The following is a 23,190-nucleotide window of genomic DNA, read 5'->3' on the forward strand; positions in this document are numbered from 1 at the left end:
TCCAAAATCCAAAATTCAAAATCTAAAATAGTTAAGTCTTGAATTCATAACTCATAACTCATAACTCATAACTCATAACTCATAACTCATAACTACTCCCCACCCCTCCTCATACTTTGCATGACGACAACTAAGATGCCGATAAATCCGAGAATTGGCAGTGCGATCGCCCAAGTTGGTAATTGTTGAGATTGACCTTCTACTAAATCACCATTGACATTTCGCAGGTTTTGTGTGTTTTGTGTAGACCCGCCTCCTGCCACTGTCACTTCAAATTTGAATTCAAAGGGTTTGAATCTTGCCCCAGAGGCAGGTTTGCCATTTAGTTGCAACTCATAAAGACCTGGCTTGGGAAAGACAACTTCTGCACCTGGAATGCCTTGATAACGTTCTGCTGACACAGGTTGTAACTGTGGTTCTAAAAGTGGTGGCTCTCCGGCTGCATAAGGTTCGGCATAAACAGCCAATTGACAATTACACTGTGACAGAGGAATTACCTTTCCACCTCTGCGGGTAAGTGCAAACCAGGCTTGGCTTGGCTCTCCAGCACGGGGATTATCGTTTGGTTCAATGTGGAGAGTGCCGCCAACATCTGAGGCTACTTCTACCTTATGAGCAAAAGCAGGGTAAAGATTAGTTATTGATATAACTAAGCAACTCAAGAATAATAAATACTTTATCGTTCCTTGGTTTTTCCAGAAAATGCCTTTGAGGGGGTAACGCTTCTGTTTTTGACTCGTTGAAACGGAGCCAGAAAAAAAGGATGATTTACCGCGATTTGGTTGGGGGAACATAAAACTTTTCTACGGCTAACTTTGACCAAAAAAAGCGCGAGCGCACTAGCAAGACACTGAGAGTAATCATTACCATCAGTACTGCCGCTAATTTATTTCCCCAAGTTGATTGCAAGGAACCCAGGTAATGGGAACCAATCAACACAGTATGAATGGCACTCAAGAGCAAGGCTGGCACACTTAATAGATGAATCTGTCGCCAACGCTTGCCCAAAGATTTTTGCAACGATTCCCAACTTGTAAAAGCGGCGGGGGACATTAATACCAATGCTACAGCACCCGCAGCCATCCCCCACTGAAATTCTGGTGGCAGAAACGAAAAGGCGGCAAAATTCCATTGTAATGAGTGTTCTATCATGTGGAAGGTGTGAACCACAGAAAGCACAAAAGATCCCACACCTAAGCCGCGCCGATAACGAAGTGGTGAAGCCCACAACCCACTAATCGGACGCGCAATTAAGGCCAAAATTAAGCAGATTAAGGCGGCGTGTCCGGTGTAATCTACCATTGTGTCACCAGTCCGCAGCAAGGTGATAACGCCAATGGTGAGTGTTACCCAACCGCCTAATCGAAACAATTGACTGCGCCTGTCTTTACTTACCAAAGATGTGGAAACGCCTACACCTAGCATCGTCGGCAAGGTTCCCAAGCCAAAAGCCAGCATAGTAGCTGTACTCATCCATAAATTGCCAGTTTCAGCGGCTTTAATTTGGGCAGCATACAGGAAACCACAGGGCATTAAACCCCAAGTCATCCCTAAAAGCATTGGCGTCCACCATTTGGTTTTTAAGGAAAGCTTAACCATTCCGTTGCTGAGGCGATCGTGTAAATTACCTTGCAATAGGGGATGTAACACCGGAATTCGCGGTAGTAAATCGGGTTTTACTTGTCCTAAGCCAAACCAAATCAACATCACGCCAGTCAGAATAGCCATCCAGCGCCGGAAGTCGCTGCCAACACCCGCTAGCTGTCCACCTTGCAGCAATACCGAACCTAGCGCCCCAATGCCAGCACCGACTAGAGCATAGCTCAACATCCGCCCCAGGTTTAGCAAAATATGAAATTTTAATTGCTGTTGCCAAGTATCGGGCTTTTCTAAGGTTGATGTCCGTCCCAAAGAGACTGTTTTTGGACTTTTCGGCTGATGAGACAGAGAAAATGCCACTGTTAGAGGGCCACACATCCCAAAGCAGTGTCCAAAACTCCCCAGGAACCCCAGGATTGCGATCAGCAACAAATCTACCATAAAAAAGTTCCGAGTTCTGAGTTATGAGTCCTGAGTATCCGAATAAAGATTTTGAAGAAGTAATAAGAAATTTTTTCTTTTCTTCTTTACTTAGTACTCAAAACTCCTCTAGTGCGGAACTGTAAGTGAAGTTGCGATCGCTGTCAAAAGACAAAGCGTCAAACTTGATGTTTTCTCTATTGAAGAAGAATTCAGAAGTCAGAAGTCAGAATTCAGGAGCAAAGCTAAAGACGCTCCTAACTCCTGAATTCTGTTCGATAAATTAATTTTACTTATAATAAACCGTAAAAAAATAATACGAAATAATCTTTTTGGAAATGTTTTATGTTTTTATTTCCTAAGAATTACTACTAGCGATCGCTACATTGATAATGTTGTACCGAAAGCCAATAAACAATTTGCAAAAATTCATTCAAAAACAAAGTTACTTGCATATAGGGGTTTTTCTGGCAACTCTCTTGAGCATCATATTGTTCAGTTGGGTAGCACTTTCGCAGCAACCAGTTACCCTCAATCTGTTAATGACTGCTCCTGATGCCCAACCTTGGAGGCAGGGTTTAATTAGAGACTTCGAGGCTGAGAACCCAGGTATTCGCATTAACCTAGTTGAAGGGCCCAATGCCACAAATTTGCTCGAAGACTTGTATACCTCATCTTTTATCTTGGGTGAATCTCCGTATGACCTGATCAATATGGATGTGATCTGGACATCCAAGTTTGCTGCTGCTGGATGGTTGCTACCTTTAGGCGATCGCATTTCTAAAGAAGAGTTGGCAGCATTTTCACCCCAGGATGTAGAAGGGGGACGTTATCAAAACCAGCTGTACCGCATTCCAGTGCGTTCCGACGTGGGAATGCTCTACTATCGAGAAGATTTAATCAAACAAGCAGGATTGCAACCACCAGAAACATTTGATGATTTGATCCGAATTTCCCAAGTTTTGCAGAAGAAAAAGCAGGTGAATTGGGGCTATGTTTGGCAGGGTCGCCAATATGAAGGGCTTGTGGCGATGTTTGCGGAAATCCTCGATGGCTTTGGTGGCTTCTGGGTTAAACCCGACACCCTTGAAGTTGGACTAGATCGACCAGAAACATTAAAAGCCATTGAGTTTCTACGTAGTACCATCAGCGAAGGCGTTTCTCCGCCTGGAGTCACAACCTATCAAGAAGAAGACACCCGCCGTTTGTTTCAAAGTGGTCAAGTAGCGTTTTTACGCAGTTGGCCATACGCATGGCCTTTAGCCCAAGCAGAAAATTCGCCAATCCGGGGCAAAATTGCGATTAAACCGATGGTTCATGCTCCTGGGAAGACGGGAGCGGCTTGTCTTGGGGGCTGGGGTTTAGGGATTGCGAAATCTTCTCAACATCCTGAAGAAGCTTGGAAAGCAATTCAGTATTTTACCAGTCGAGAAGCACAGCGCCGATTCATTTTCAGTGCAGGTTATGTGCCCAGTCGCCGAGAACTGTTTACAGACCCAGGGATTGTTGCTAAATACCCCCACTATCCGCAGTTATTGCAGGTCGTGGACAATGCAGTTTTACGTCCACCGATCGCGCAATATGCTCAGACATCAGATATTTTGCAGCGTTATCTCAGTGCCGCGTTATCCGGTCGAATGAATCCTGAACGAGCAATGCAAGCTGCTGCTGCGGAAACGCGGCGATTGCTGGCGGCAGGGGGGCAGAGGGGCAGGGGGGCAGGGGAGCAGGGGAGCAGGGGGAGAAGAATTACATAGCCAGTTCCCAATGACAAATGACCAATGACCAATGACAAATGACAAATGACAAATTTACACACACTCAGAAATCGAGAACAACAGACAGCCTGGATTTTACTAACACCCGCATTGCTGCTGTTGTTGTTTGTATTTGCCTACCCGATTTTACGAGCATTTTGGTTAAGCGTATTTACTAGAAATTTGGGAACAGAGTTACAACCTGTATTCTCTGGTTTGGAGAATTATGTGCGGATGGCGGGGGATGGTCGTTTTTGGCAGAGTTTGTGGGCGACAACCGTATTCACAACAGCATCGGTCATCTCAGAATTACTGCTAGGACTGGGGATTGCCCTAGTTCTCAATCAGGCGTTTGTTGGGCGAGGCATAGTGCGTACAACTGCCATTATCCCTTGGGCTTTGCCTACTGCTTTGATTGGTCTGGCGTGGGCTTGGATTTTTAACGACCAGTTTGGGGTTGTGAACGATATTCTGCTGCGCTTGGGGCTGATTAAGACTGGGATTAATTGGTTAGGAGAGCCAACGCTGGCGATGATCGCAGTGGTTTTTGCTGATGTTTGGAAAACTACGCCGTTTATCAGTATCCTGTTGCTGGCTGGGTTGCAGTCGATATCACAAGACCTCTATGAAGCTTACTCGGTTGATGGGGCAACTGCTTGGCAAAGTTTCCGTAATATTACCCTGCCATTGCTGCTGCCGCAGATATTAATTTCAGTGCTATTTCGATTTGCTCAAGCTTTCGGAATTTTTGACTTGGTTGCTGTGATGACCGGGGGTGGCCCTGGTGGCGCTACGGAAGTGGTGTCATTGTACATTTACTCCACGGTGATGCGCTACTTAGATTTTGGTTATGGAGCAGCCCTGGTAGTAGTGACATTCTTAATATTAATTGCGGCGGTGGCGATCGCTAGTTTCTTACTTAACAAATACCGTGCCAAAACATCAGGAGCCATTTAACCGATGAGTGTAACTCCCCAAGCAGTTCCAACGACTCCAAAACGAACAGGGGGAACCAAGTTTTCTCTGAAAAAAATCTTGCTGGGCATCATAGTTGTATTAATAGTGCTATTTAGCCTAGCACCAGCTTTATGGCAATTGCTGACTTCGTTTAAAGTAAATGACGATATTGCCGCCGTTCCTACCGTCTATTTCCCCACAAGATTCACTTTCAATCACTACATTGAGTTATTTACTCGTCGGCCATTTTGGCGCTATATCTTCAACAGCGCTTTTGTGTCGATTACTTCTACTGCTGTAGCTTTAGCGATCGGCGCACCTGCGGCTTATGCTCTGGCACGGTTACGCCCTTGGGGTGAAAAAGTTATCCTCGCCAGCATTTTAATTGTTACCTTATTTCCTGGAATTCTCTTGTTCTTAGGATTATTAGAAATTATCCAAGCTCTGAAACTGGGTAATAATTATCTGGCGCTAATTATACCCTATACTGCGATCAATTTGCCGCTAACAATTTTAGTACTTAAAAGCTTTTTTGAACAATTACCAAAAGACTTGGAAGATTCTGCTAGGGTCGATGGCTACAACACTTTTCAACTACTGTGGCAAATCGTGCTACCCATGACCCTTCCCGCCTTAGTGACTACCGGAATCCTTACCTTTATTTTTGCTTGGAACGAATTTATTTTTGCTCTGACGTTTATGACGCGTGAAGAGTTGAAGACAATTCCCGTTGCTGCGGCTCAGTTGGGTGGTGCGACAATATATGAAATTCCCTATGGCCCGATCGCTGCTGCAACTGTCATCGGGACATTACCCCTGATTTTACTAGTTTTGTTTTTCCAGCGCCGGATTGTTCAAGGTCTTACCGCTGGTGCTGTCAAGGGATAAGGGGGAGCAGGGGGAGCAGGGGAAGCAGGGGGAGCAGGGGAGCAGAGGAGCAGGGGAGCACGGAAGCAGGGGGAGCAGAGGAGCAGGGGAGCAGAGGAGAATAACTAATGACAAATGACAAATGACAAATGACAAATGACCAATGACAAATGACAAATGAAAAATGGCTAAACTCGAACTCAAAAACTTGAATAAAACCTACAGTCCTAAAGTTGTCCCTGTCAAAGACGTTAGTTTAACTGTAGATAACCATGAGTTTCTCACTTTACTTGGCCCTTCTGGCTGTGGCAAATCCACCGTTTTACGCATGATTGCGGGTCTTGAAGAACCGACTCGCGGTCAGATCGAAATCGGGGATATAGATGTCACCTATAAACGAGCAGCCGATCGCAATATTGCAATGGTATTCCAAAGCTATGCACTCTATCCCCACATGACGGTGTACGAAAACCTCGCTTCTGGACTGAAGCTGAAAAAAGTACCACCGACAGAAATTAAACAGCGAGTGGCAGAAGTGGCAGAAGTTTTAGGATTAGCAGAGTTAATGAACCGTAAGCCTGGTCAAATGTCTGGAGGTCAACGGCAACGGGTTGCTGTCGGTCGTGCTTTGGTGCGTAATGCCGATGTCTACCTGCTGGATGAACCTTTAAGTAACCTGGATGCACTCCTGCGGGAACGAGTCCGAGCCGATATCAAGCAAATTTTTGCCGCTCAAAAAGTGCCAGTTGTTTACGTCACCCACGACCAAACCGAAGCGATGACGCTCTCCACGAAAGTTGCCTTGCTCAACGATGGCTATGTCCAGCAACTCGATCCGCCTGACCGTATCTATAACCATCCTGCTAATCTATTTGTGGCTGGATTTGTTGGTAGTCCGCAAATGAATTTGCTGACTCTACCTTGTAAGGGAAAATACGCGCTCCTGGGTAATTTCCAAATACTTCTCCCAGATATACCAACTGTACCACCGCAGATTGTTCTGGGAATCCGCCCAGAAAATGTCCGCATTGCTCAACCAGGTGATACCCAGACTATTCAAGGGCGAGTATTTTTAGTGGAAAATTTGGGTATGCACTATTTGGTCAGTGTCAGGATTGAGGGTTCACAAACCGGAGCGATTACGGTACGTGCTTTGTTGCCAACAGACCAAAATTGGAGTAATGAGGATATTATACTCGCATTGCCCCCTGAAGATATTCACTGGTTTGATGTGCAATCTGGCCATGCTGTTGTTAAAAGACAAATGTTAGGTTAACGCAAGCAAGAGAGGCGATGAATCGCCGTCTCGACAATAGACCTCTTGCATAAATAAAAAACAAAGAACCCCACCCCGCATTTGCTAACACAAACGTTCCCCTCCCCGCAAGCCTACGGTGTACACACAAGTCTGAAGTTGTTCAAGAATCTGGGTTTTACTCCACCCTAACCACTGCTTGAATTCAATGAACGACCACCCGAATTCAATAAACAACCACCCGAATTCAATAAACGACTACCCGAATTCAATAAACGACTACCCAAATTCAATAAACGACCACCCGAATTCAATAAACGACTACCCAAATTCAATAAACGACCACCCGAATTCAATAAACGACCACCCGAATTCAATAAACGACCACCCGAATTCAATAAACAACCACCCGAATTCAATAAACGACCACCCGAATTCAATATATTTATTGCATAAATTCTCAAAACCTCACCTGAAAACTGATTTACTAAGGTTTTAGCTTTAGTTTTACCCCACCCTAACCATCACTGCGATTAAGTAGGTAATCTTTGGGATTTAAGAAGAAATTCGACTTGTGTGTACACGGTAGCCCCGGAAGCGGGGAGGGGTTGGGGGTGGGGTGTTAGGGACTTTTGCAAGGGTCTAATAAGCTGTTCCACATTTAAATTGCATAAGCTGGGCAAGCAAGATGCCATTGGTGTCAACTTAAGCTGGAAATAGCTTAACTGTTGGCTTCCATGCCCGCCCGGAAATAAATTTCCGGGCTAATAGGCTTAAGTCTACTGAAGTAGACTGGAGATTTTTGGCGATATTTAGTCATCTTCAGATGACTTTAGCTATGAGACGGGAATTTCAATTCCCGGCGGACAAGCGGTTTCACGTTAAGTTGACACCAATGGCAAGATGCCCACCCCACAAGAGTTATATTTAATTCAATTATGCAAATTAGATGTTTCTTAGCTTAATCAGATTTATCGCGTCTTTGCGATCGATCGCTAGAATTTTCATCAAAAAACCTTAACCAAAGCAATCCTGGAAAGTGATGCTTGGGGATTTGCGCTACCCTAAGTCTGGAAGCCAAGGATAAATCAGATGAGAAAATGGATTTGGCTGATGCTGTTGGTGCTGATGACGGTTGCCGTGTTGGGTAGCAGAGGTAGCACGTTTTTTGAACAGCGTCCCTCACCGACAATTGTTGAGCGGATTCCAGTGGAAACACCCGAACCACAGCCATCAAGGGAAGTTGATATTACTCCCCAAGTGTCTACTGACAAGCTGTTAAACCATATCCAAAAGTTGAATTTTCAGCGCTACACCACAAAAGAGCGATCGCTTACTCGCACTTATATTACAACGGAACTGAAAAAATTCGGCTGGAAACCTAAATTAGAAAAGTTCTCTGATGGTGTGAATATTTTTGCCGAACGTCTAGGAACTAACAAAGCTGCGAAAGCAATTCTTGTAGCAGCGCATTACGATACTGTTGCCTCTTCCCCTGGTGCTGATGATAATGCCAGTGGTGTAGCTGTAGTGCTGGAAGTCGCTCGGTTGCTCGGTTCTCGTCCTACGCCACGAACCTTACAGCTAGCTTTTTTTGACCAAGAGGAAGCAGGACTTTTGGGGAGTCAGGCTTTTGTGAGTAAGACAGCACGCTTGCAAAATTTAGGCGGAGCGATCGTTATGGATATGGTAGGTTACGCTTGTTACACTCCTGGATGTCAGAAATACCCGGCTGGATTGCCTGTTACACCACCTAGCGACAAGGGCGACTTTTTGGCAGTAGTCGGTGATACAGAACATTTGTCTTTACTGAATGCCTTTCAAAACTCACAAAATACCCCCTCAACCGCCCTGAATAAACAGGAATCAATGCCAGCAGTTCTAACATTACCAATTCCTTTTAAAGGTTTACTGACACCAGACACCTTACGCAGCGATCATGCACCGTTTTGGTACCAAGGTGTGGGTGCTGTGCTGGTGACAGATACCGCAAATTTACGCACTCCGCACTATCATCAACCTAGCGATGTACCAGCGACTATCGAGCGATCGTTCTTCACCGGAGCAGCACAAATTGTAGTTAATGCGACTAGTGCTTTATTAGAGAAAAACCAGATTTTGGAAACTCAACCACCAAGCTAACTTATGAATTATCTTGACCAAATAATTACTAATTCGTAATTAAAGAGGGTACAGACCCCCACTAAATATGCAGATTTAGTGGTCAACAAGACAGTGGTAGGTTAAAGCCACATTAATTGTAACTACGAATTACGAATTACGAATTATTTTGACTAGCTTTTGGTTCAGGGAAAGTCAATGTCCAATTATTTTTATTATTGACCTGAGAATATAAACCTTGAAGAATGAGCCGCAGAGTTTTTCGAGTTCTAATAGGCTTCTTTACCAGATAAGTTCCTGGTTCAGCAAAGATATTATCAAAGTTTTGTTTATAACCAAATTGTTTTGAACAGTAACTACCAGCACCTTGGACTTTTAACACAAAAAATGGAGATTGTTTGTATTCATCAGGAATCATAAAGATGCCATATACATGATGACGACCACGCCACGGCTGAACACTAACCTTAGTAGCATGTACTTGAAATTTTGTAGTTTTTGATGCGATAAAAGCCTCGAAATTGCAATCAGAATCATTCACAGGCCACCACAGTGTAATAATACTCAAAGAGAGCAGAAAAATTAAAATATAGGGTAGTCTGCGACGCATAAAGCCAAGAAAAATTGTTGACGCGGCTGGGGGAATTTGATGAGTAACGATTGTGCAGCTACAGCAATCAGACTATTCACCTGCAACACCTCTGCAAAACGTTTGAAACAGCAAAGACAAAACATTAAGCAGTCGGTTAAATTTTTCTGTGAAAAAAAATTGCAGATTGTAGATGCGTAGTTTACCGCCGCAGGCATCGCTTTCCCTGTTCTAGTAGCTCCGTTACAGTCTTAAACGTAGCTGAGAAACAATCGAGCTTTTGTGGCTGTTAACACTGATTTATGCTCAAATTTTTGGCTGTGATGAATTCTACAATTCGTTACTTTTGTTATCCTTGTAATATGGCTCTGTTTGCATTGGCAGATGCTTTGAGGAGATTAGAGCATAGACGTAGCCATCAAGTTAAGAAAAAATTTACTTTTATTTCTAATCAATTATTGGGGTAGTCAAATACACAAATATCCGTTATATTCCCGTAAGTAACAGTTGGTATAAAAATTTATGGGAAAAATTTGGAGAAGTCTTAAGACAGTTGCGGGTTTATTTAGCGCGTTGGCTTTGCCCGCCGTAGGCATCGCACTTACACAGCTGGGGGCAAATACTTCGGCTATTGCAGCTGACACAGTTGTTGTGCGTTTCGGTTTATTTACAGAATCCATCTCTGTTACTGAGTTGCAAAAGGCTGTAAAAACAGGAAAATTGCCTGGGAGTTTACAGTCTTTATCTGAAGAACAACGCCGCTTCTTCTTGGGGGCGCTGGGTATGAATATACCGATGAATGTTGTCACACTTGATAAGTTAATTAATACCCAGATTGGTACAAGTATTCTCAGTGACTTTGCTACAGCCTTAGCCCGAAAGGACAAAGCTGGGGTACAAGCACTCAGATCGGGCTTGGTATTAGGTTCTACTGCACCGCAAGGTCTTTCTATACTGAGTTTTATTGCTGCTTATCCCAGTAAACGCTTAGAAATTGATTTACCAAAGGCTTGGGTTGTTACAAAAAACTTAAATACAGCTTTTTGGCGTACCCAGCAATTTATGTTAGCGATCGCTCCCCAACTTGACCCTATAACAGCACATCCGAGAACACCGCAGATTGCTTTCCCTTTCGATCCCAGCCAACCAGGAAGCGCCCAAGTAAAAGTACTCAATTTAAGTCTGAACGATCAAAAGCGCGATCGCAAAATTCCAGTTGATATTTACTGGTCAACTGCTGCAACTCCCGACAAACCCGTAATTGTCTTTTCTCACGGTTTCGCGTCAGTCCGCACGGACTTGCGTTACTTAGCAGAACATTTAGCATCCCACGGTTATGTAGTAGCAGCTTTAGAACATCCCGGTAGTAATGCGGCAAATATTGATTTAGCATTACAAGGCAAAACCAGAGTCATGAAGCCTCAAGAGTTTTTAAATCGCCCTCAAGATATTAGTTTTGTCCTCGACGAATTAGCAAAACTCAACCAAACAGCTAATTATCCCCTACAAGGGAAACTTGCAACTACAAACGCGATGGTTGTTGGCTATTCTCTTGGTGGTGGTACAGCTTTAGCACTTGCTGGAGCCGAGTTGCAACTAGAACATCTCAAACAACGCTGTAAAAAGAACCTGACTATCTTAAGTTTGGGAGAAAATATCCAGTGCATCGCTCAAGAACTACCAGAAAATAGTTATCAACTACGAGATCCCAGAATCAAACAAGCGATCGCTTTCAATCCGACAACTTCTCTAATTTTTGGCGAAACTGGGTTAACTAAGATACAAGTTCCTACAATAGTGTTAGCAGGTTCCGCCGATAAAACCACCCCAGCTTTAACTGAACAGATTGTGGGATTTGACAAAATTCCATCCCCAAAATCGCTAGTTGGTATTATTGGGGCTACTCATCTCAGTGTAAAAGACCCCAGCACTACATTAGATCAGGTTGGACAACCAAATACACCGATTAGTGGCGGTGAAGTTGTCGGCGAACAAGCAGCAGATGTTCGCAAGTATGTTAAAGCTATAACTTTGGCCTTTGCTTTCCAGATGACTCCAGAAGCTAAAAACTATGCTATCTTCCTGACACCAGACTATGCTCAGTTTGCTTCAACTGCGGCATTTCCCTTCCGTCTAATTACCCAGATTCCTCCTGATGCTATGGCAGTGGTGAAAGAATTTGTTGATAAATAATGGACTTTCAATTAAACAAATATAGGAATCCGATTTGATTAATGAACATATTTGCGTAGGGAGGGAACTCTTAACTGGAAAAAAGGGATTTAGGAGTGTACTGAGTTTTTTCAGAAATCAAATATGAGTCCTATATAGGACTTACGTATCATACATATTGACTATACTAATTTTGGGTTTTTGAACCATTTCTAATACCCAGAACAGTAAATATGCAGCAAAATCGGGGTTGCAATCAGCACCTGAAATATAAATTTGACTTAAAGCATATTATGGTTAATTGGTATAGTACCGGAAGTCCTAAAATATTTAATTTTGTGAGTAGCTTACTTAAGAATAGGGGTATGGGGAACGGTAGAAGTCGCCGCTTATTCTAACTATCCCTACTATTTTTATTTTGAGACCAAATAAAGCCTAAAATACCGATATTCGCTACAAATACCTGACGTTGAGATCGACCAATCGAGAATATAGTATTTTCATCTAAGTGGATGTCTGAAAACTTTTTGGTGTTGTATTCGAGACTTGTAGATCCCCCTAAATCCCCCGATAAATTGGGGGACTTTGATTCCAGTTCCCCCCTTTTTAAGGGGAGCCAGCGCGGTCTTGGGGGTTTCCCCCATGAGCGACTGGCGTGGGCTAGGGGGGATCAAGCGAAATATTGAATACTTCTCAGACATCCTCTAAGTGGATTAACTACCTCACTCTATCAAGCATCCTCCCCAATCTATTTGGGAGAGTGTACTTTATTAATTTGGAATTCGCTGTAAGTATTATAAAACTTATAAAATTGACTTATACCAATTCTGTGTAAACTTTTTACTTGCTATAAGTATACTGCCTTGATAATAGCCCTAAAGTTGCTGTTAAAACTACACTAAATTTTTACAGTAAAAATAACTATTTACACATAAAATTTATAATGTATTCGTAAAAATAACAGAAGTTTAACAGTGTAAACAACTAGGAGTAGATGCCGAATGATGGTACATACGTATCCTATAAAAATCGTAAATTCTTTTTGAAAAAATCTGTCAATTAATTGTAGAGTGTGTTACCAAAATGTAGCATATCTTACAAATATTTCAAGATTCCAATATTAGTTCTGAAGCTAAATATTACAAACTAATTTCAAAACAAATGAAAACAAGTTATTTGATGTGAAATATGTTTGTGTATGTTTTGAAGTAACTTACTTGAAGTTCACAGAACTAAATGAGAGAGCATTGTTATCTTCTGCAAGCTACCGATTAACCAAAAATCAACAACAAAGAGCTTGTTTTATTTACTTAAATAATTAGTTTTACAATACACCTGTATGTAAACTAATTTGGGATTCAGAATTAAACAATTATTCCATTTAACTCAAGCTTATGCAACTCTATACAACTCGTGAAATTGAACAACTCCAGCAACACGAAGACCTTTCTACCTTAATTGAAATTATGGAATGGGTGAAAAACTTTTTAGGAAGGCCTCATCCTGGCTTAGGTAGACCCGGCGCAGTTTGCCCTTTTGTACCTTTCTCTCTCAAATCAAACAGTATTCGTCTAGCAGTTATTCACACAAAAGATTTGTATCCAGAAAAATTAGAAGAGATTGTTGGACGCTATCGAGATATATTTCTGCAAATAGATCCTCAAGAGCAGGAATTAGCAATTAATAAAGCTTTTTTACTTATTTTTCCTGACATCTATATAGAAGACGCTACTAATGTAGTAGATAGTGTCCAACAAAAACTTAAACCTTTGTTTGTTGAGTCAGGATTAATGATAGGAGAATTTCATAAACGTAATGAAAGTCCTGGTCTACACAACCCAAACTTTCGTCCACTTCGTAGCCCTATCCCCCTGTTGGCTATTCGGTTCATGGTTGAAGCTGACCTCCCTTTTCTTCAGAATCCTGCCGATCCACACTTACGTATTCGATATTTGGAAGCTTATTTAAAGAATTTTGAGCATAAATTTACAGATGAAATAAAGTTTAAAAATGCTCGTCAAGCATTGGCTTTAGCAAAAGAACAAATTAAACAAGAAAATTTGGTGAGTTCTTACATATAACAAATGTTTTAATTACAGGTTAGTGATTGAGCATAGGTATGGAGAATTAAAAGTCTTTTAAATTCATTGCATCTGGAAATAAGTGAGATAAAAATCACGAATTTACTGCTACTTGCAATTGCTTATTGCAGATAGTATCAAATCGTCATCAGTATGTAAATTATCGGACTACAGTAGAAGCGATCGCTAATTATCAATTAGTTAATATGAATACTTCAACAACTTAACTCTGATTTGTAATCATTGCGCACACATTTTTGTGAAAAAATTTCGGATTACTCTATTATTTGTGATATAAAAAAGCAAATAATTTGGTAAATAAAATGGCAAAAGAAATAGAGCGTAAATATTTAGTGAGAGGAAATAGCTGGAGAGGATTAGCTGAAGGTAGTGTATATCGTCAAGGATATATTGCTACACAAGATAAAGTAACTGTACGCATACGTATAATAGGAGAAAAAAGTTATTTGACCATTAAAGGCCCCAATATAAAATATTCGAGATTAGAGTTTGAGTATCCTATTCCTGTTCAAGATGCTCAAGAAATACTTGAGACATTATGTCAACGTCCCTTTATAGAAAAAACCAGATATAAAATAGAGTCGGGTGGTTTAATTTGGGAAATAGATGAGTTTGATGGTGTTAATAAAGGACTGATATTAGCAGAAGTTGAACTCACTGATGAAAATCAACAAATTGAATTACCAAACTGGATTGGACAAGAAGTTTCTGATGACTCTAGATATTTCAACAGCAATTTAGTAAAATACCCTTTTTCACAATGGTAATAGAATGAAATCAAAACTATGCGAATAGCCAAACGCAATGATTGGAAAACAGAACCTATGCCTTCTGTATGCAAAAATATAACGCTAGAAAAAGTTTACTCGCAGGAAGAATTCGACCGAATTGCTGCTGGAGTAATTCCAGAGCAGATGGAAGATAAGTGGTTCATTTTCTATGAGGCTCCTTGGCTATACTTGCATCGTAGTTGGACTGGTTTTTGCATTTTCAAAGTGCGTTTTGAGGTGATTGCAGAAACCGTAAAGATTGCAGAAGTGCAAGTAAATCGAGATCCAGCCCAGTACTCTAACACTGACGATCGGCGCGATGCTTCTATGTTAGCGATCTTGCTGGATTCACGATCTGAACGTGGTGTGCGAAATCATATCAAGTCGGGGTAATTAGTTATGATACCCACAGTCATTGCACCCCACCCCCAGCCCCTCCCCGCCTGCGGGGAGGGGAGACAAAGCGTAGCTTTGGCGGGGTGGGGTTCTTGGGGTTTAGTAAGTAATCAAGCGGACATGATATCAAATGCTTAACTGGATTAAAGATCGATCCAGTAATTCAGAAAAACCATAGTAGTACGCAGCATCACACTGCAAATATTTACAAAAGATGCCTGTGAGTATGAACTCAGCCATTGACTAGATTTTCTACAGTATCGGCATCGTTTGGTAATGCAGCTGTTAAAACTTCGCTGCCTTCTGTAGTAACTAAAACATCATCTTCAATGCGAATTCCCCGGACATCAGCGAATTCAGATAAACGCTGCCAATTCACCACATTCTGATATTTTGAACGCACATTGGCATCATTTAAAATTGCTGGTACTTGATAAAAACCAGGCTCAATTGTGACTAACATTCCTGGGCGCAGGGGACGATTTAAACGGAGATAGCTTAAGCCAAAGCGATCGCTCCTTTCACGTCCTTCTTCATACCCGGCTAAATCGCCCAAATCTTCCATATCATGCACATCTAAACCCAGTAGATGGCCGATACCATGAGGAAAAAACAGTGCGTGGGCATCCATTTCTACTAAATCTTGGGGATTTCCTTGTAAAATGCCTAACTCCACCAAACCTTCAGCGATCGCTGTAGCCGCTAGCAGATGAATATCCCCATACTCAACACCAGGCTGGATTTTGGCAATACAAACATCATGGGCTGCCAACACTACATTATAAATATCTCTTTGGGTAGATGAAAACTTACCCGAAACTGGCCAAGTGCGAGTCACATCACCCGCCCAACCAGTCTCAGTCTCAGCACCAACATCAGCAAGTAGTAAATCACCTGGTTGCAAACTATGGTGATACTGCTCGTTATGCAAAACTTCACCGTGAACGGTGACAATACTGTTGTAAGAGGTAGTCATATTGTGGGCAATAATCACCCCTTCCATCGCTGCCCGAACTTCTGCTTCTAATTTGGCTTGGGGTGTTGCTGCCATCCCGGCTTTGTGAGCTTTGACAGTGACAGCCGCAGCTTTTCTCAACTCGGTTAATGCACCATCATCGTGGGTGAGGCGGAGTGAAACGATCGCCTTCGCTAACTCCAAGTCAATTCCTTGGGGAGGACTTTGTGGTAAAACCCATCTATTTAATAGCTGCGATTGCTGCGTCCAAGTAGCTGCATCTTGGACGGCAAGTGTAGCGGCATCTTCTAGCCAAGACTCTAATTCTGCCATTGGCCCTGCCACATCCGCCCCAATCTTCTCGGCTATTTCTTCGCGCGTTGGCATTTCTCCATGCCAAAGGGCGCTACTGGGTGACGGATCGTCGATGAATAGTTCTAGTTTTCCCGCTTCTAGACGAATTGCCGCCTTTGCTAATGGCATTCCGGCGAAATAAAGGAAATGACTGTTAGCCCGAAATGGAAAGGAATTTGCCGGAAAATTGCGCGGATTATTGCTACCCGACCACAGAATTGCCGGAAAATCAATCAGCTTGGCTAGTTGTTGCCGTCGGTGGCGTAAAGTATTGGCGAGGGAAGTAGAAGTTTGTGGAATAAGCATAAATGTAAACTCAAAGAAAAGGATAAAGGTGATAGTTTTGCCTGTATTTAGTCGTTATCGTCTTTATCGTCATCTTGTTTATTATTTTTGCGATCGCCATCTTTTCGATCGTTTTTGCGATCGTCATCTTTGTGGTCGTCATCTTTGTCGTTCTGGTTAGGTTGTAACTCTGGTTTTTGTTGCTCAATTGGTGCAAGTGGCTGCGGGGCTTCAACAACACAACTAACTAATCCTCCAGAAATTAGCGCTAAGTTGACAGCAGCAAAGATGCTTCTGAAGATTTTTATCCTCACGTTTTCGGTTTGCTTTAACATTGATTCTAGTTTTTGGAGATTGTATTCCTAATTTCTAAGGTACTGTATATAGTGGTTCTCATTTGGATTAACACAGGGTAGAGCGCACGATATGTAATCGCAACGGTCAGCATAAATTTCTAACGCACTCCTGATAAATAATATATTGCTGTCTAATTTTCAAGGCGACTCTAATGAGACAAATCATTACTCAAGTTGATGCTTTTACTAATAAACCTTTCGCAGGTAATCCTGCTGCTGTCTGTGTTTTGCCTACTTCCCAAAACGATCGCTGGATGCAAAACTTGGCGCAGGAGATGAATTTATCTGAAACAGCTTTTTTAGTTAAGCAGGATGATGGCTTTAATCTGCGTTGGTTTACGCCTACGGTGGAAGTGCCGCTTTGTGGTCACGCAACTTTAGCTAGTGCCCATGTACTTTGGTCAGAGGGACATTTGTCACCTGATGAAGTTGCACATTTTTATACTAAAAGTGGAGTGCTAATTGCGAAGTTACAAGGTGAGTGGATTGAGTTAGATTTTCCTGTAAATCACTCACAAGCTGCGATCGCACCTCCAGAACTAGGCCAAGCTTTGGGTGTACCCTACAAATCTGTCTTGCAGAATTCAATAGGTTATCTAGTGGAATTGGAATCTGAAGAATTGGTGCGGCAAATACAGCCTAATTTTCAACTGCTAAAAACCTTACCGATTCCTAATGTCATTGTCACCAGCCTCACACAATCTGATTCTCAATATGATTTCGTCTCTCGCTTCTTTGCGCCAGGATTAGGTGTTAATGAAGACCCCGTTACAGGGGCGGCTCATTGCTGTCTCGCTTGGTTCTGGCGCGATCGCTTGCACAAAAATGAGTTTTTGGCTTATCAAGCATCTAGTCGCGGTGGGGTGGTGAAGGTGTATTATGACGGAGGCGATCGCGTCTTTCTCGCTGGACAAGCGGTAACTGTGATGCGAGGCGAGTTAATTACCGCATAAACCTAATATTAAAAATCAATAATATCTGGCAAAAACTCACTATCAAGAACTTGGACAATGGAATAAGGACATTCCACTGGAAAGGTATTTATTGGTAGTTCAGTTTCATTACTAGCAGCTTTCAATCCCCGATGATAGCACTGGGCTAAAACTTCTTCGGGATAAGACTTGAGGCTGGGACTCTCTTGCAGTAAATCTGCAATTTTGTAGCGCTGCTCATCAATCGTATTTCGCCAAGAGCCACTCCGCAAACTAGATTGATATTGCCACTTGAGCAAATGCTGTAATAATACTTCCAAGCGGCTTTTCAATTCTCGTCGTTCTGACCGTCCCAAGCTTTCAATCTCCTCAATCACAGCATTCCAGTCTACTTGTCCAAATTGTCCAGCACGAATGAGTTGTACAGTTTTTTCTGTCCATGCTGCAAAGTCTGTTTCATACAACTGGGCTGCACTTTTCGGAATCTGGGTCATGAGCTTTTTGCAATCTACCGTATACTAGCTAAATTGGAGATACTGTACGCCCATTTTAACGTCAACAAAACGATCGCATCTTTTTTGTTTGTTAGGGCAAACAATCGCATTGCAGAAGGTTGGCTTAAAATTGCACATCAATACAAACACTAAACCGCAAAAGCGTTCTTTTGCGAAGAAGCAACTGTCACAATATTTAAACAAGCCTATATTTTAATTTCAAAAATGTCTGCTAAACACAAATATAGTAGAACTAGTATCCAATCTCGTGATTGGCCAATTGAGCAATTACCTGGACTGAGCCATGAAGAACAATCTCAACTCCAAAATTGTGGGATTACTAGCACAGTAGCGCTAGTCAAACAAGGGAAAACTCTAGAGTCAAGACTAGCGTTAGCAAATAAACTACAGATTCATCTTCAGTATGTAAATAAATGGATGGCTTTAGCTGACTTGGCACGTATTCCCAGTGTCGGGACACAATATTGTGGTTTATTGCTTCATGCAGGTATTGGTTCTGTAGTGCAGTTAGCTCAAACTCCCACTCACAGATTGCACCAACAAATCATGCGCTTGCAAGTAGCAACAATGCAGCGACGAGATTTGTGTCCAGCACTTGAGCTAGTACAACAGTGGAGTCAGCAAGCGAAAACAATCATTAGTTAGGAGTTAGGAGTTAGGAGTGAGGAGTTAAAACTCATAACTCATAACTCATAACTCATAACTCATAACTCATAACTCATAACTCATAACTCATAACTTATAACTCATAACTCCTCACTCTTTAACCAAGACACCATTAAGAAAAATATCAGCGAGTCCTTCGGCCATTTCCTGCATTTGTTGGGGAGAGGCATCAGGTTCCATGAGGGTGTTGTTGGAAAAACCTGCGATCGCAAACATTCCTAAGAAAACTTTCGCAACTAACTTTGCGTCCCCTTGACGATAAATACCTTTATCCATTGCTGTTTGAAAGAATGCTTCGCCGACATCAGTCATTTTAGTAATGACTTCTAATTGAATGCGATCGCGCAAATCGGGGTGAAATTGCACCTCCATAAAACAAACGCGCATCAAATCGGCATTTTTTTGAAAATTCCACATCCGACGGCGCATCACTTGAGCGACGGCTTTATAGCTGCCCATTTCACTCAATTCTGTGAGCAAATCTGTAAGAATCTCTACCCAGCCATTCGTGGCTACTTCTACCAAAATTGCTTTTTTATTCGGAAAATGACGAAATAGAGTACCTTCAGCTATACCTGCCGTTTGTGCTAAGTCGCGGGTGGTAGTGCCGTCAAATCCCTGAGAGGCAAACAACCGTTGCGCTGCCTGTAAAATCCGGGTGCGCGTCTGAGCCTCTGAGGGCGGGGAAGAATTAAAAACTCGCATAACAGTTATGGTTAGATATCCGTAACAAGACTTGTAGCATTATTGTCTAACATCAAGTGAAAGAGCCACTGAAAGCTTAATACAAGATTAACGCTCTTTTGCTAAGTATCCTGTTATTTAGGTAATGTAACTTTATCTTACTTCTCGCTTATGAACCAGAGCAGTCGGTCAATTTTAGATTTTAGACTTCGGCTACGCTCAGTCGAACGATTGGGGACTTCGACTTCTCTCCGAGACGCTACGCGAACGCTCAGTCGAACGATTTTGGATTGGTCAGATCGAGTATCTGTAATATTGCGGCGGTTGTTTATCATTTTCTTGACTTTAATTATCTTCTCGTGGGGATTGCTGCCAGAAGTCGCTCTAGCTCAAACTCAGACAGCACCTCCTCCTCAAGAAACCAAAACTCCAACCCCGCCAGTTGAAAGTTCAATCCAACCTTATCTCGATCGAGTTATTAAGCAGTTAACGGAGTTTCGCCTCGACAATGGTTTGAAATTCATTGTCTTGGAACGACATCAAGCGCCCGTGGTTTCTTTTCTCACTTATGCGAATGTGGGTGGTGTGGATGAGCCAGATGGTAAAACTGGTGTAGCTCACTTTTTGGAACATTTGGCGTTTAAAGGCACAACGCGCATTGGTACACAAGACTACAAAAAAGAAAAACCACTACTAGATACCTTAGAGCAGTTGAATGCTCAAATTAAAACAGCGAAAGCCAATGGCAGAAAAGCTGAGGTTATTAGGTTACAAACTGAGTTTGAGCAAGTGGAAGCGCAAGCAGGCAAGCTTGTCAAGCAAAATGAATTAGGGCAAATTGTCGAACAAGCGGGTGGCGTGGGTTTAAATGCCAATACTTCAACCGAAGCGACTCGTTATTTTTATAGCTTTCCTGCCAATAAGCTAGAACTTTGGATGTCGTTGGAGTCAGAGCGATTTCTCGATCCGGTAATTCGTCGTGAGTTTTATAAAGAGAAAGATGTAATTTTAGAAGAACGACGGATGCGGATAGAGAATTCACCTATTGGACTGATGGTGGAAAAGTTTATCGATACTGCTTATAAAGCCCATCCCTACAGGCGTCCGGTGATTGGTTATGACGAAGATATCCGCAATCTGACACCAGAAGATGTCCAAAAGTTTTTTGATACTCACTACGTACCGAGTAATTTAGCGATCGCTATTGTCGGAGATGTCAATCCCACTCAGGTGAAAAAACTGGCGCAAACTTATTTTGGCCGCTTTCAAGCCAAAACCAAAGCTGTTGAACAAATCCCAGTAGAACCGCCACAACAACAAACACGGGAAGTTACTTTACAGCTACCTTCTCAACCCTGGTATTTAGAAGGTTATCATCGTCCGGCAATTACTCATCCAGATAATGCCGTCTATGAAATCATTGGCAGTTTATTAAGTGATGGGCGCACATCGCGGCTATATAAGTCTTTGGTAGAAAAGCAACGTTTGGCGCTAAATGCTCAAGGTTACAGTGGATTTCCTGGAGATAAATACCCAAACTTGATCTTTTTCTATGCTCTCACAGCTCCTGGTCATACAGTTGATGAGTTGGCGGTGGCTTTGCGTCAAGAAATTGACAAATTAAAAACTGAGCCTGTGGCGGCGGTTGATTTGCAACGAGTGAAAACCCAAGCACGGGCGGGTTTGTTACGTACTCTCGATTCCAATATGGGCATGGCTCAACAATTGTTGGAATATGAAGTGAAAACTGGCTCTTGGCGGAATTTGTTTAAGCAGTTGGATGACATTTCAGCAGTGACGACGGGTGATATTCAACGGGTGGCAAAGGAAACTTTTACGCCGAAAAATCGCACGATTGGGAAGCTGTTGTCGAAAGCAGCATGAACAACAAATCGCAAAGGGCGCACAGGAAAATAGATATGCAGAAGTACAAGGTGAAAGCTAAAAGGCAGATAGCGTTGAAAATTCAAAATAGCAAAGGGTTGATTTATGCTTTGGTTGCTGTTTTTGCGTGCTTACTTTTAACTTGTAATTTTTCTCTGGCGGCGACGGCTGAGGCAAAACATTACACAGAATTGCAGCTACCACCGCTACCTGAGATTAAGTTACCCAAGTATGAGCGGTTTGTGCTGCAAAACGGCTTGGTTGTCTATTTGATGGAAGATCGCGAGTTACCGTTGGTGAATGGTACAGCGTTTGTACGGACAGGAAATCGCTTGGAACCAATGGAGAAAGTTGGGTTGGCTGGTTTTACAGGCGCGGTAATGCGAACTGGAGGAACTAAGAACCATTCGCCTGATGAACTCAACGAGATATTAGAACAACGGGCAGCATCTGTGGAAGTTGGTATTGGTGAAACTTCTGGAAGTGCTAGCTTTGACGCATTGAGTGAAGATTTAGAGACAGTGTTTGGGCTATTTGCTGAAGTGCTGCGATCGCCTGTATTTGCTCAAGAAAAGCTAGACTTGGCGAAAACTCAAGCCAAAGGTGGCATTGCTCGTCGAAATGACAATCCAGATGGGATTGCTAATCGGGAATTTAAAAAATTAATCTATGGGAAAGATAGTCCTTATGCTCGCACCATAGAGTATGCAACGGTGGATAAAGTTGAGCGTGAGGATTTGCTCAAGTTTTATCAGCAATATTTCCACCCCAATAATATGATTTTGGGAATTGTGGGCGATTTTGAGAGTAAGAAAATGCGATCGCTCATTCAAGCTAAGTTTGGCGATTGGCAGCGTAACCCAGGTATTGCTAAACCCACATTACCAAAGGTTTCGCCAGCTAATACAGGTGGAGTCTTTTTTGTCAATCAGCCCCAACTGACGCAAAGTAGTGTGCTTATCGGGCATTTGGGCGGACGTTTCGACAATCCCGATTATGCAGCGCTGGATGTATTGAATGGAGTGTTAAATGGATTTGGTGGACGCTTATTTAATGAATTGCGATCGCGTCAAGGTTTAGCTTACTCTGTCTACGGCCAGTGGAGTCCCCGTTTCGATTATCCTGGCATATTTATCGCTGGTGGAGAAACGCGATCGGATGCTACTGTCCAGTTTGTCAAAGCCTTACAAGCCCAAATCAAGCGCACCCAAACTCAAAGAGTAACAGCAAAAGAACTGGCTTATGCCAAAGAGTCTACACTCAACTCCTTTGTATTCAACTTTCAAGACCCCAGCCAAACCTTATCACGCTTGATGCGATACGAATATTACGGCTATCCTGCTGATTTTCTCTTTCGCTATCAAAAAGCCGTCGCCGCCACCACAGCAGCCGATGTCCAACGGGTAGCACGAGAATATCTCAAACCAGAAAAGATTGTAACTCTAGTAGTGGGAAATGAAACCGCTATTCAACCGCCATTGACACAGTTAGCAAAACAGGTGACACCAATAGATGTAACGATTCCTGGTTCGCAGCCACAGGCGAAGAATTAAT

The 23,190-nt window shown here is 42.5% G+C and carries 20 protein-coding genes; 13 read left to right on the forward strand and 7 right to left on the reverse strand.

Annotated features, from left to right (window positions below; all coding sequences use genetic code 11):
- Window positions 1-92: 92 nt before the first annotated feature.
- Complete coding sequence (locus tag RMZ95_RS04210; protein ID WP_322685484.1) at window positions 93-794, reverse strand: hypothetical protein; 702 nt, start codon at window positions 792-794, stop codon at window positions 93-95.
- Window positions 769-2,040, reverse strand: a complete 1,272-nt coding sequence (locus RMZ95_RS04215) for a sulfite exporter TauE/SafE family protein (RefSeq protein WP_322685483.1) — start codon at window positions 2,038-2,040, stop codon at window positions 769-771. Before RMZ95_RS04215 ends, RMZ95_RS04210 begins: the two co-directional genes overlap by 26 nt.
- A gap of 371 nt (window positions 2,041-2,411) precedes the next feature.
- Here RMZ95_RS04215 and RMZ95_RS04220 point away from each other — a divergent pair, with 371 nt between their 5' ends.
- The 5 genes from RMZ95_RS04220 (at window position 2,412) to RMZ95_RS04240 (ending at window position 8,997) form a co-directional block, all read left to right on the forward strand.
- Complete coding sequence (locus tag RMZ95_RS04220) at window positions 2,412-3,776, forward strand: ABC transporter substrate-binding protein (RefSeq protein ID WP_322685482.1); 1,365 nt, start codon at window positions 2,412-2,414, stop codon at window positions 3,774-3,776.
- 45 nt (window positions 3,777-3,821) lie between these two features.
- Window positions 3,822-4,733 carry a sugar ABC transporter permease gene (locus tag RMZ95_RS04225; protein ID WP_322685481.1) on the forward strand — a complete coding sequence of 304 codons (912 nt, stop codon included), beginning with the start codon at window positions 3,822-3,824 and terminating at the stop codon, window positions 4,731-4,733.
- A gap of 3 nt (window positions 4,734-4,736) precedes the next feature.
- Window positions 4,737-5,621 carry a carbohydrate ABC transporter permease gene (locus RMZ95_RS04230; RefSeq protein WP_322685480.1) on the forward strand — a complete coding sequence of 295 codons (885 nt, stop codon included), beginning with the start codon at window positions 4,737-4,739 and terminating at the stop codon, window positions 5,619-5,621.
- 163 nt (window positions 5,622-5,784) lie between these two features.
- Complete coding sequence (locus RMZ95_RS04235; protein WP_322685479.1) at window positions 5,785-6,876, forward strand: ABC transporter ATP-binding protein; 1,092 nt, start codon at window positions 5,785-5,787, stop codon at window positions 6,874-6,876.
- A gap of 1,071 nt (window positions 6,877-7,947) precedes the next feature.
- Window positions 7,948-8,997, forward strand: a complete 1,050-nt coding sequence (locus RMZ95_RS04240) for a M28 family peptidase (protein WP_322685478.1) — start codon at window positions 7,948-7,950, stop codon at window positions 8,995-8,997.
- Between the two features lie 136 nt (window positions 8,998-9,133).
- Here the strand turns inward: RMZ95_RS04240 and RMZ95_RS04245 are convergent, their stop codons facing one another.
- Window positions 9,134-9,586 carry a hypothetical protein gene (locus tag RMZ95_RS04245; protein ID WP_322685477.1) on the reverse strand — a complete coding sequence of 151 codons (453 nt, stop codon included), beginning with the start codon at window positions 9,584-9,586 and terminating at the stop codon, window positions 9,134-9,136.
- Window positions 9,587-10,087: 501 nt separating this feature from the next.
- Here RMZ95_RS04245 and RMZ95_RS04250 point away from each other — a divergent pair.
- The 4 genes from RMZ95_RS04250 to RMZ95_RS04265 all read left to right on the forward strand — a co-directional run bounded on the left by RMZ95_RS04250 (window position 10,088) and on the right by RMZ95_RS04265 (window position 15,002).
- Entirely contained in the window at window positions 10,088-11,758 is a 1,671-nt protein-coding gene (locus RMZ95_RS04250; RefSeq protein WP_322685476.1) for an alpha/beta hydrolase, read from the forward strand.
- 1,373 nt (window positions 11,759-13,131) lie between these two features.
- Entirely contained in the window at window positions 13,132-13,818 is a 687-nt protein-coding gene (locus RMZ95_RS04255; protein ID WP_322671836.1) for a DUF6875 domain-containing protein, read from the forward strand.
- Window positions 13,819-14,141: 323 nt separating this feature from the next.
- Complete coding sequence (locus tag RMZ95_RS04260; RefSeq protein WP_322685475.1) at window positions 14,142-14,606, forward strand: CYTH domain-containing protein; 465 nt, start codon at window positions 14,142-14,144, stop codon at window positions 14,604-14,606.
- Window positions 14,607-14,624: 18 nt separating this feature from the next.
- Window positions 14,625-15,002 (forward strand): hypothetical protein, encoded by a 378-nt coding sequence (locus RMZ95_RS04265; protein ID WP_322685474.1) that lies wholly within the window; start codon window positions 14,625-14,627, stop codon window positions 15,000-15,002.
- 235 nt (window positions 15,003-15,237) lie between these two features.
- Here the strand turns inward: RMZ95_RS04265 and RMZ95_RS04270 are convergent, their stop codons facing one another.
- Both RMZ95_RS04270 and RMZ95_RS04275 read right to left on the reverse strand, forming a co-directional pair.
- Entirely contained in the window at window positions 15,238-16,620 is a 1,383-nt protein-coding gene (locus RMZ95_RS04270; RefSeq protein WP_322685473.1) for an aminopeptidase P family protein, read from the reverse strand.
- Between the two features lie 47 nt (window positions 16,621-16,667).
- A complete protein-coding gene (locus tag RMZ95_RS04275) occupies window positions 16,668-16,934 on the reverse strand; it encodes a hypothetical protein (protein ID WP_322685472.1) in 267 nt (88 codons plus the stop codon).
- Between the two features lie 173 nt (window positions 16,935-17,107).
- On the opposite strand from RMZ95_RS04275, the gene RMZ95_RS04280 reads away from it, so the two are divergent.
- On the forward strand, window positions 17,108-17,908 hold the full coding sequence (locus RMZ95_RS04280; protein WP_322685471.1) for a PhzF family phenazine biosynthesis protein: 801 nt from the start codon (window positions 17,108-17,110) through the stop codon (window positions 17,906-17,908).
- A gap of 8 nt (window positions 17,909-17,916) precedes the next feature.
- On the opposite strand, the gene RMZ95_RS04285 is transcribed toward RMZ95_RS04280, so the two are convergent.
- Entirely contained in the window at window positions 17,917-18,381 is a 465-nt protein-coding gene (locus tag RMZ95_RS04285) for a DUF29 domain-containing protein (protein ID WP_322685470.1), read from the reverse strand.
- A gap of 225 nt (window positions 18,382-18,606) precedes the next feature.
- Here RMZ95_RS04285 and RMZ95_RS04290 point away from each other — a divergent pair, with 225 nt between their 5' ends.
- Window positions 18,607-19,047: a DUF4332 domain-containing protein gene (locus tag RMZ95_RS04290; protein ID WP_322685469.1), complete on the forward strand. Its 441-nt coding sequence runs from the start codon at window positions 18,607-18,609 to the stop codon at window positions 19,045-19,047.
- 111 nt (window positions 19,048-19,158) lie between these two features.
- Here RMZ95_RS04290 and RMZ95_RS04295 read toward each other — a convergent pair whose 3' ends face one another.
- Complete coding sequence (locus RMZ95_RS04295; RefSeq protein WP_322685468.1) at window positions 19,159-19,773, reverse strand: TetR/AcrR family transcriptional regulator; 615 nt, start codon at window positions 19,771-19,773, stop codon at window positions 19,159-19,161.
- Between the two features lie 150 nt (window positions 19,774-19,923).
- Between RMZ95_RS04295 and RMZ95_RS04300 the strand changes: the two genes are divergently transcribed.
- A complete protein-coding gene (locus tag RMZ95_RS04300; RefSeq protein WP_322685467.1) occupies window positions 19,924-21,636 on the forward strand; it encodes a pitrilysin family protein in 1,713 nt (570 codons plus the stop codon).
- 35 nt (window positions 21,637-21,671) lie between these two features.
- Window positions 21,672-23,189 carry a pitrilysin family protein gene (locus RMZ95_RS04305; RefSeq protein WP_322685466.1) on the forward strand — a complete coding sequence of 506 codons (1,518 nt, stop codon included), beginning with the start codon at window positions 21,672-21,674 and terminating at the stop codon, window positions 23,187-23,189.
- The last annotated feature ends 1 nt before the right edge of the window (window position 23,190 follow it).

The organism is Nostoc sp. DedQUE07 (genome assembly GCF_034530975.2).
Classification (GTDB): domain Bacteria; phylum Cyanobacteriota; class Cyanobacteriia; order Cyanobacteriales; family Nostocaceae; genus Nostoc.

Coding starts and splice junctions, on each gene's coding strand:
- RMZ95_RS04265 (WP_322685474.1), top strand. CDS start 14,625: ATGCGAATAGCCAAACGCAATGATTGGAAAACAGAACCTATGCCTTCT.
- RMZ95_RS04300 (WP_322685467.1), top strand. CDS start 19,924: ATGAACCAGAGCAGTCGGTCAATTTTAGATTTTAGACTTCGGCTACGC.
- RMZ95_RS04220 (WP_322685482.1), top strand. CDS start 2,412: ATGTTGTACCGAAAGCCAATAAACAATTTGCAAAAATTCATTCAAAAA.
- RMZ95_RS04255 (WP_322671836.1), top strand. CDS start 13,132: ATGCAACTCTATACAACTCGTGAAATTGAACAACTCCAGCAACACGAA.
- RMZ95_RS04210 (WP_322685484.1), bottom strand. CDS start 794: ATGTTCCCCCAACCAAATCGCGGTAAATCATCCTTTTTTTCTGGCTCC.
- RMZ95_RS04215 (WP_322685483.1), bottom strand. CDS start 2,040: ATGGTAGATTTGTTGCTGATCGCAATCCTGGGGTTCCTGGGGAGTTTT.
- RMZ95_RS04285 (WP_322685470.1), bottom strand. CDS start 18,381: ATGACCCAGATTCCGAAAAGTGCAGCCCAGTTGTATGAAACAGACTTT.
- RMZ95_RS04240 (WP_322685478.1), top strand. CDS start 7,948: ATGAGAAAATGGATTTGGCTGATGCTGTTGGTGCTGATGACGGTTGCC.
- RMZ95_RS04245 (WP_322685477.1), bottom strand. CDS start 9,586: ATGCGTCGCAGACTACCCTATATTTTAATTTTTCTGCTCTCTTTGAGT.
- RMZ95_RS04225 (WP_322685481.1), top strand. CDS start 3,822: ATGACAAATTTACACACACTCAGAAATCGAGAACAACAGACAGCCTGG.
- RMZ95_RS04250 (WP_322685476.1), top strand. CDS start 10,088: ATGGGAAAAATTTGGAGAAGTCTTAAGACAGTTGCGGGTTTATTTAGC.
- RMZ95_RS04280 (WP_322685471.1), top strand. CDS start 17,108: ATGAGACAAATCATTACTCAAGTTGATGCTTTTACTAATAAACCTTTC.
- RMZ95_RS04290 (WP_322685469.1), top strand. CDS start 18,607: ATGTCTGCTAAACACAAATATAGTAGAACTAGTATCCAATCTCGTGAT.
- RMZ95_RS04305 (WP_322685466.1), top strand. CDS start 21,672: ATGCAGAAGTACAAGGTGAAAGCTAAAAGGCAGATAGCGTTGAAAATT.
- RMZ95_RS04230 (WP_322685480.1), top strand. CDS start 4,737: ATGAGTGTAACTCCCCAAGCAGTTCCAACGACTCCAAAACGAACAGGG.
- RMZ95_RS04235 (WP_322685479.1), top strand. CDS start 5,785: ATGGCTAAACTCGAACTCAAAAACTTGAATAAAACCTACAGTCCTAAA.
- RMZ95_RS04270 (WP_322685473.1), bottom strand. CDS start 16,620: ATGCTTATTCCACAAACTTCTACTTCCCTCGCCAATACTTTACGCCAC.
- RMZ95_RS04275 (WP_322685472.1), bottom strand. CDS start 16,934: ATGTTAAAGCAAACCGAAAACGTGAGGATAAAAATCTTCAGAAGCATC.
- RMZ95_RS04295 (WP_322685468.1), bottom strand. CDS start 19,773: ATGCGAGTTTTTAATTCTTCCCCGCCCTCAGAGGCTCAGACGCGCACC.
- RMZ95_RS04260 (WP_322685475.1), top strand. CDS start 14,142: ATGGCAAAAGAAATAGAGCGTAAATATTTAGTGAGAGGAAATAGCTGG.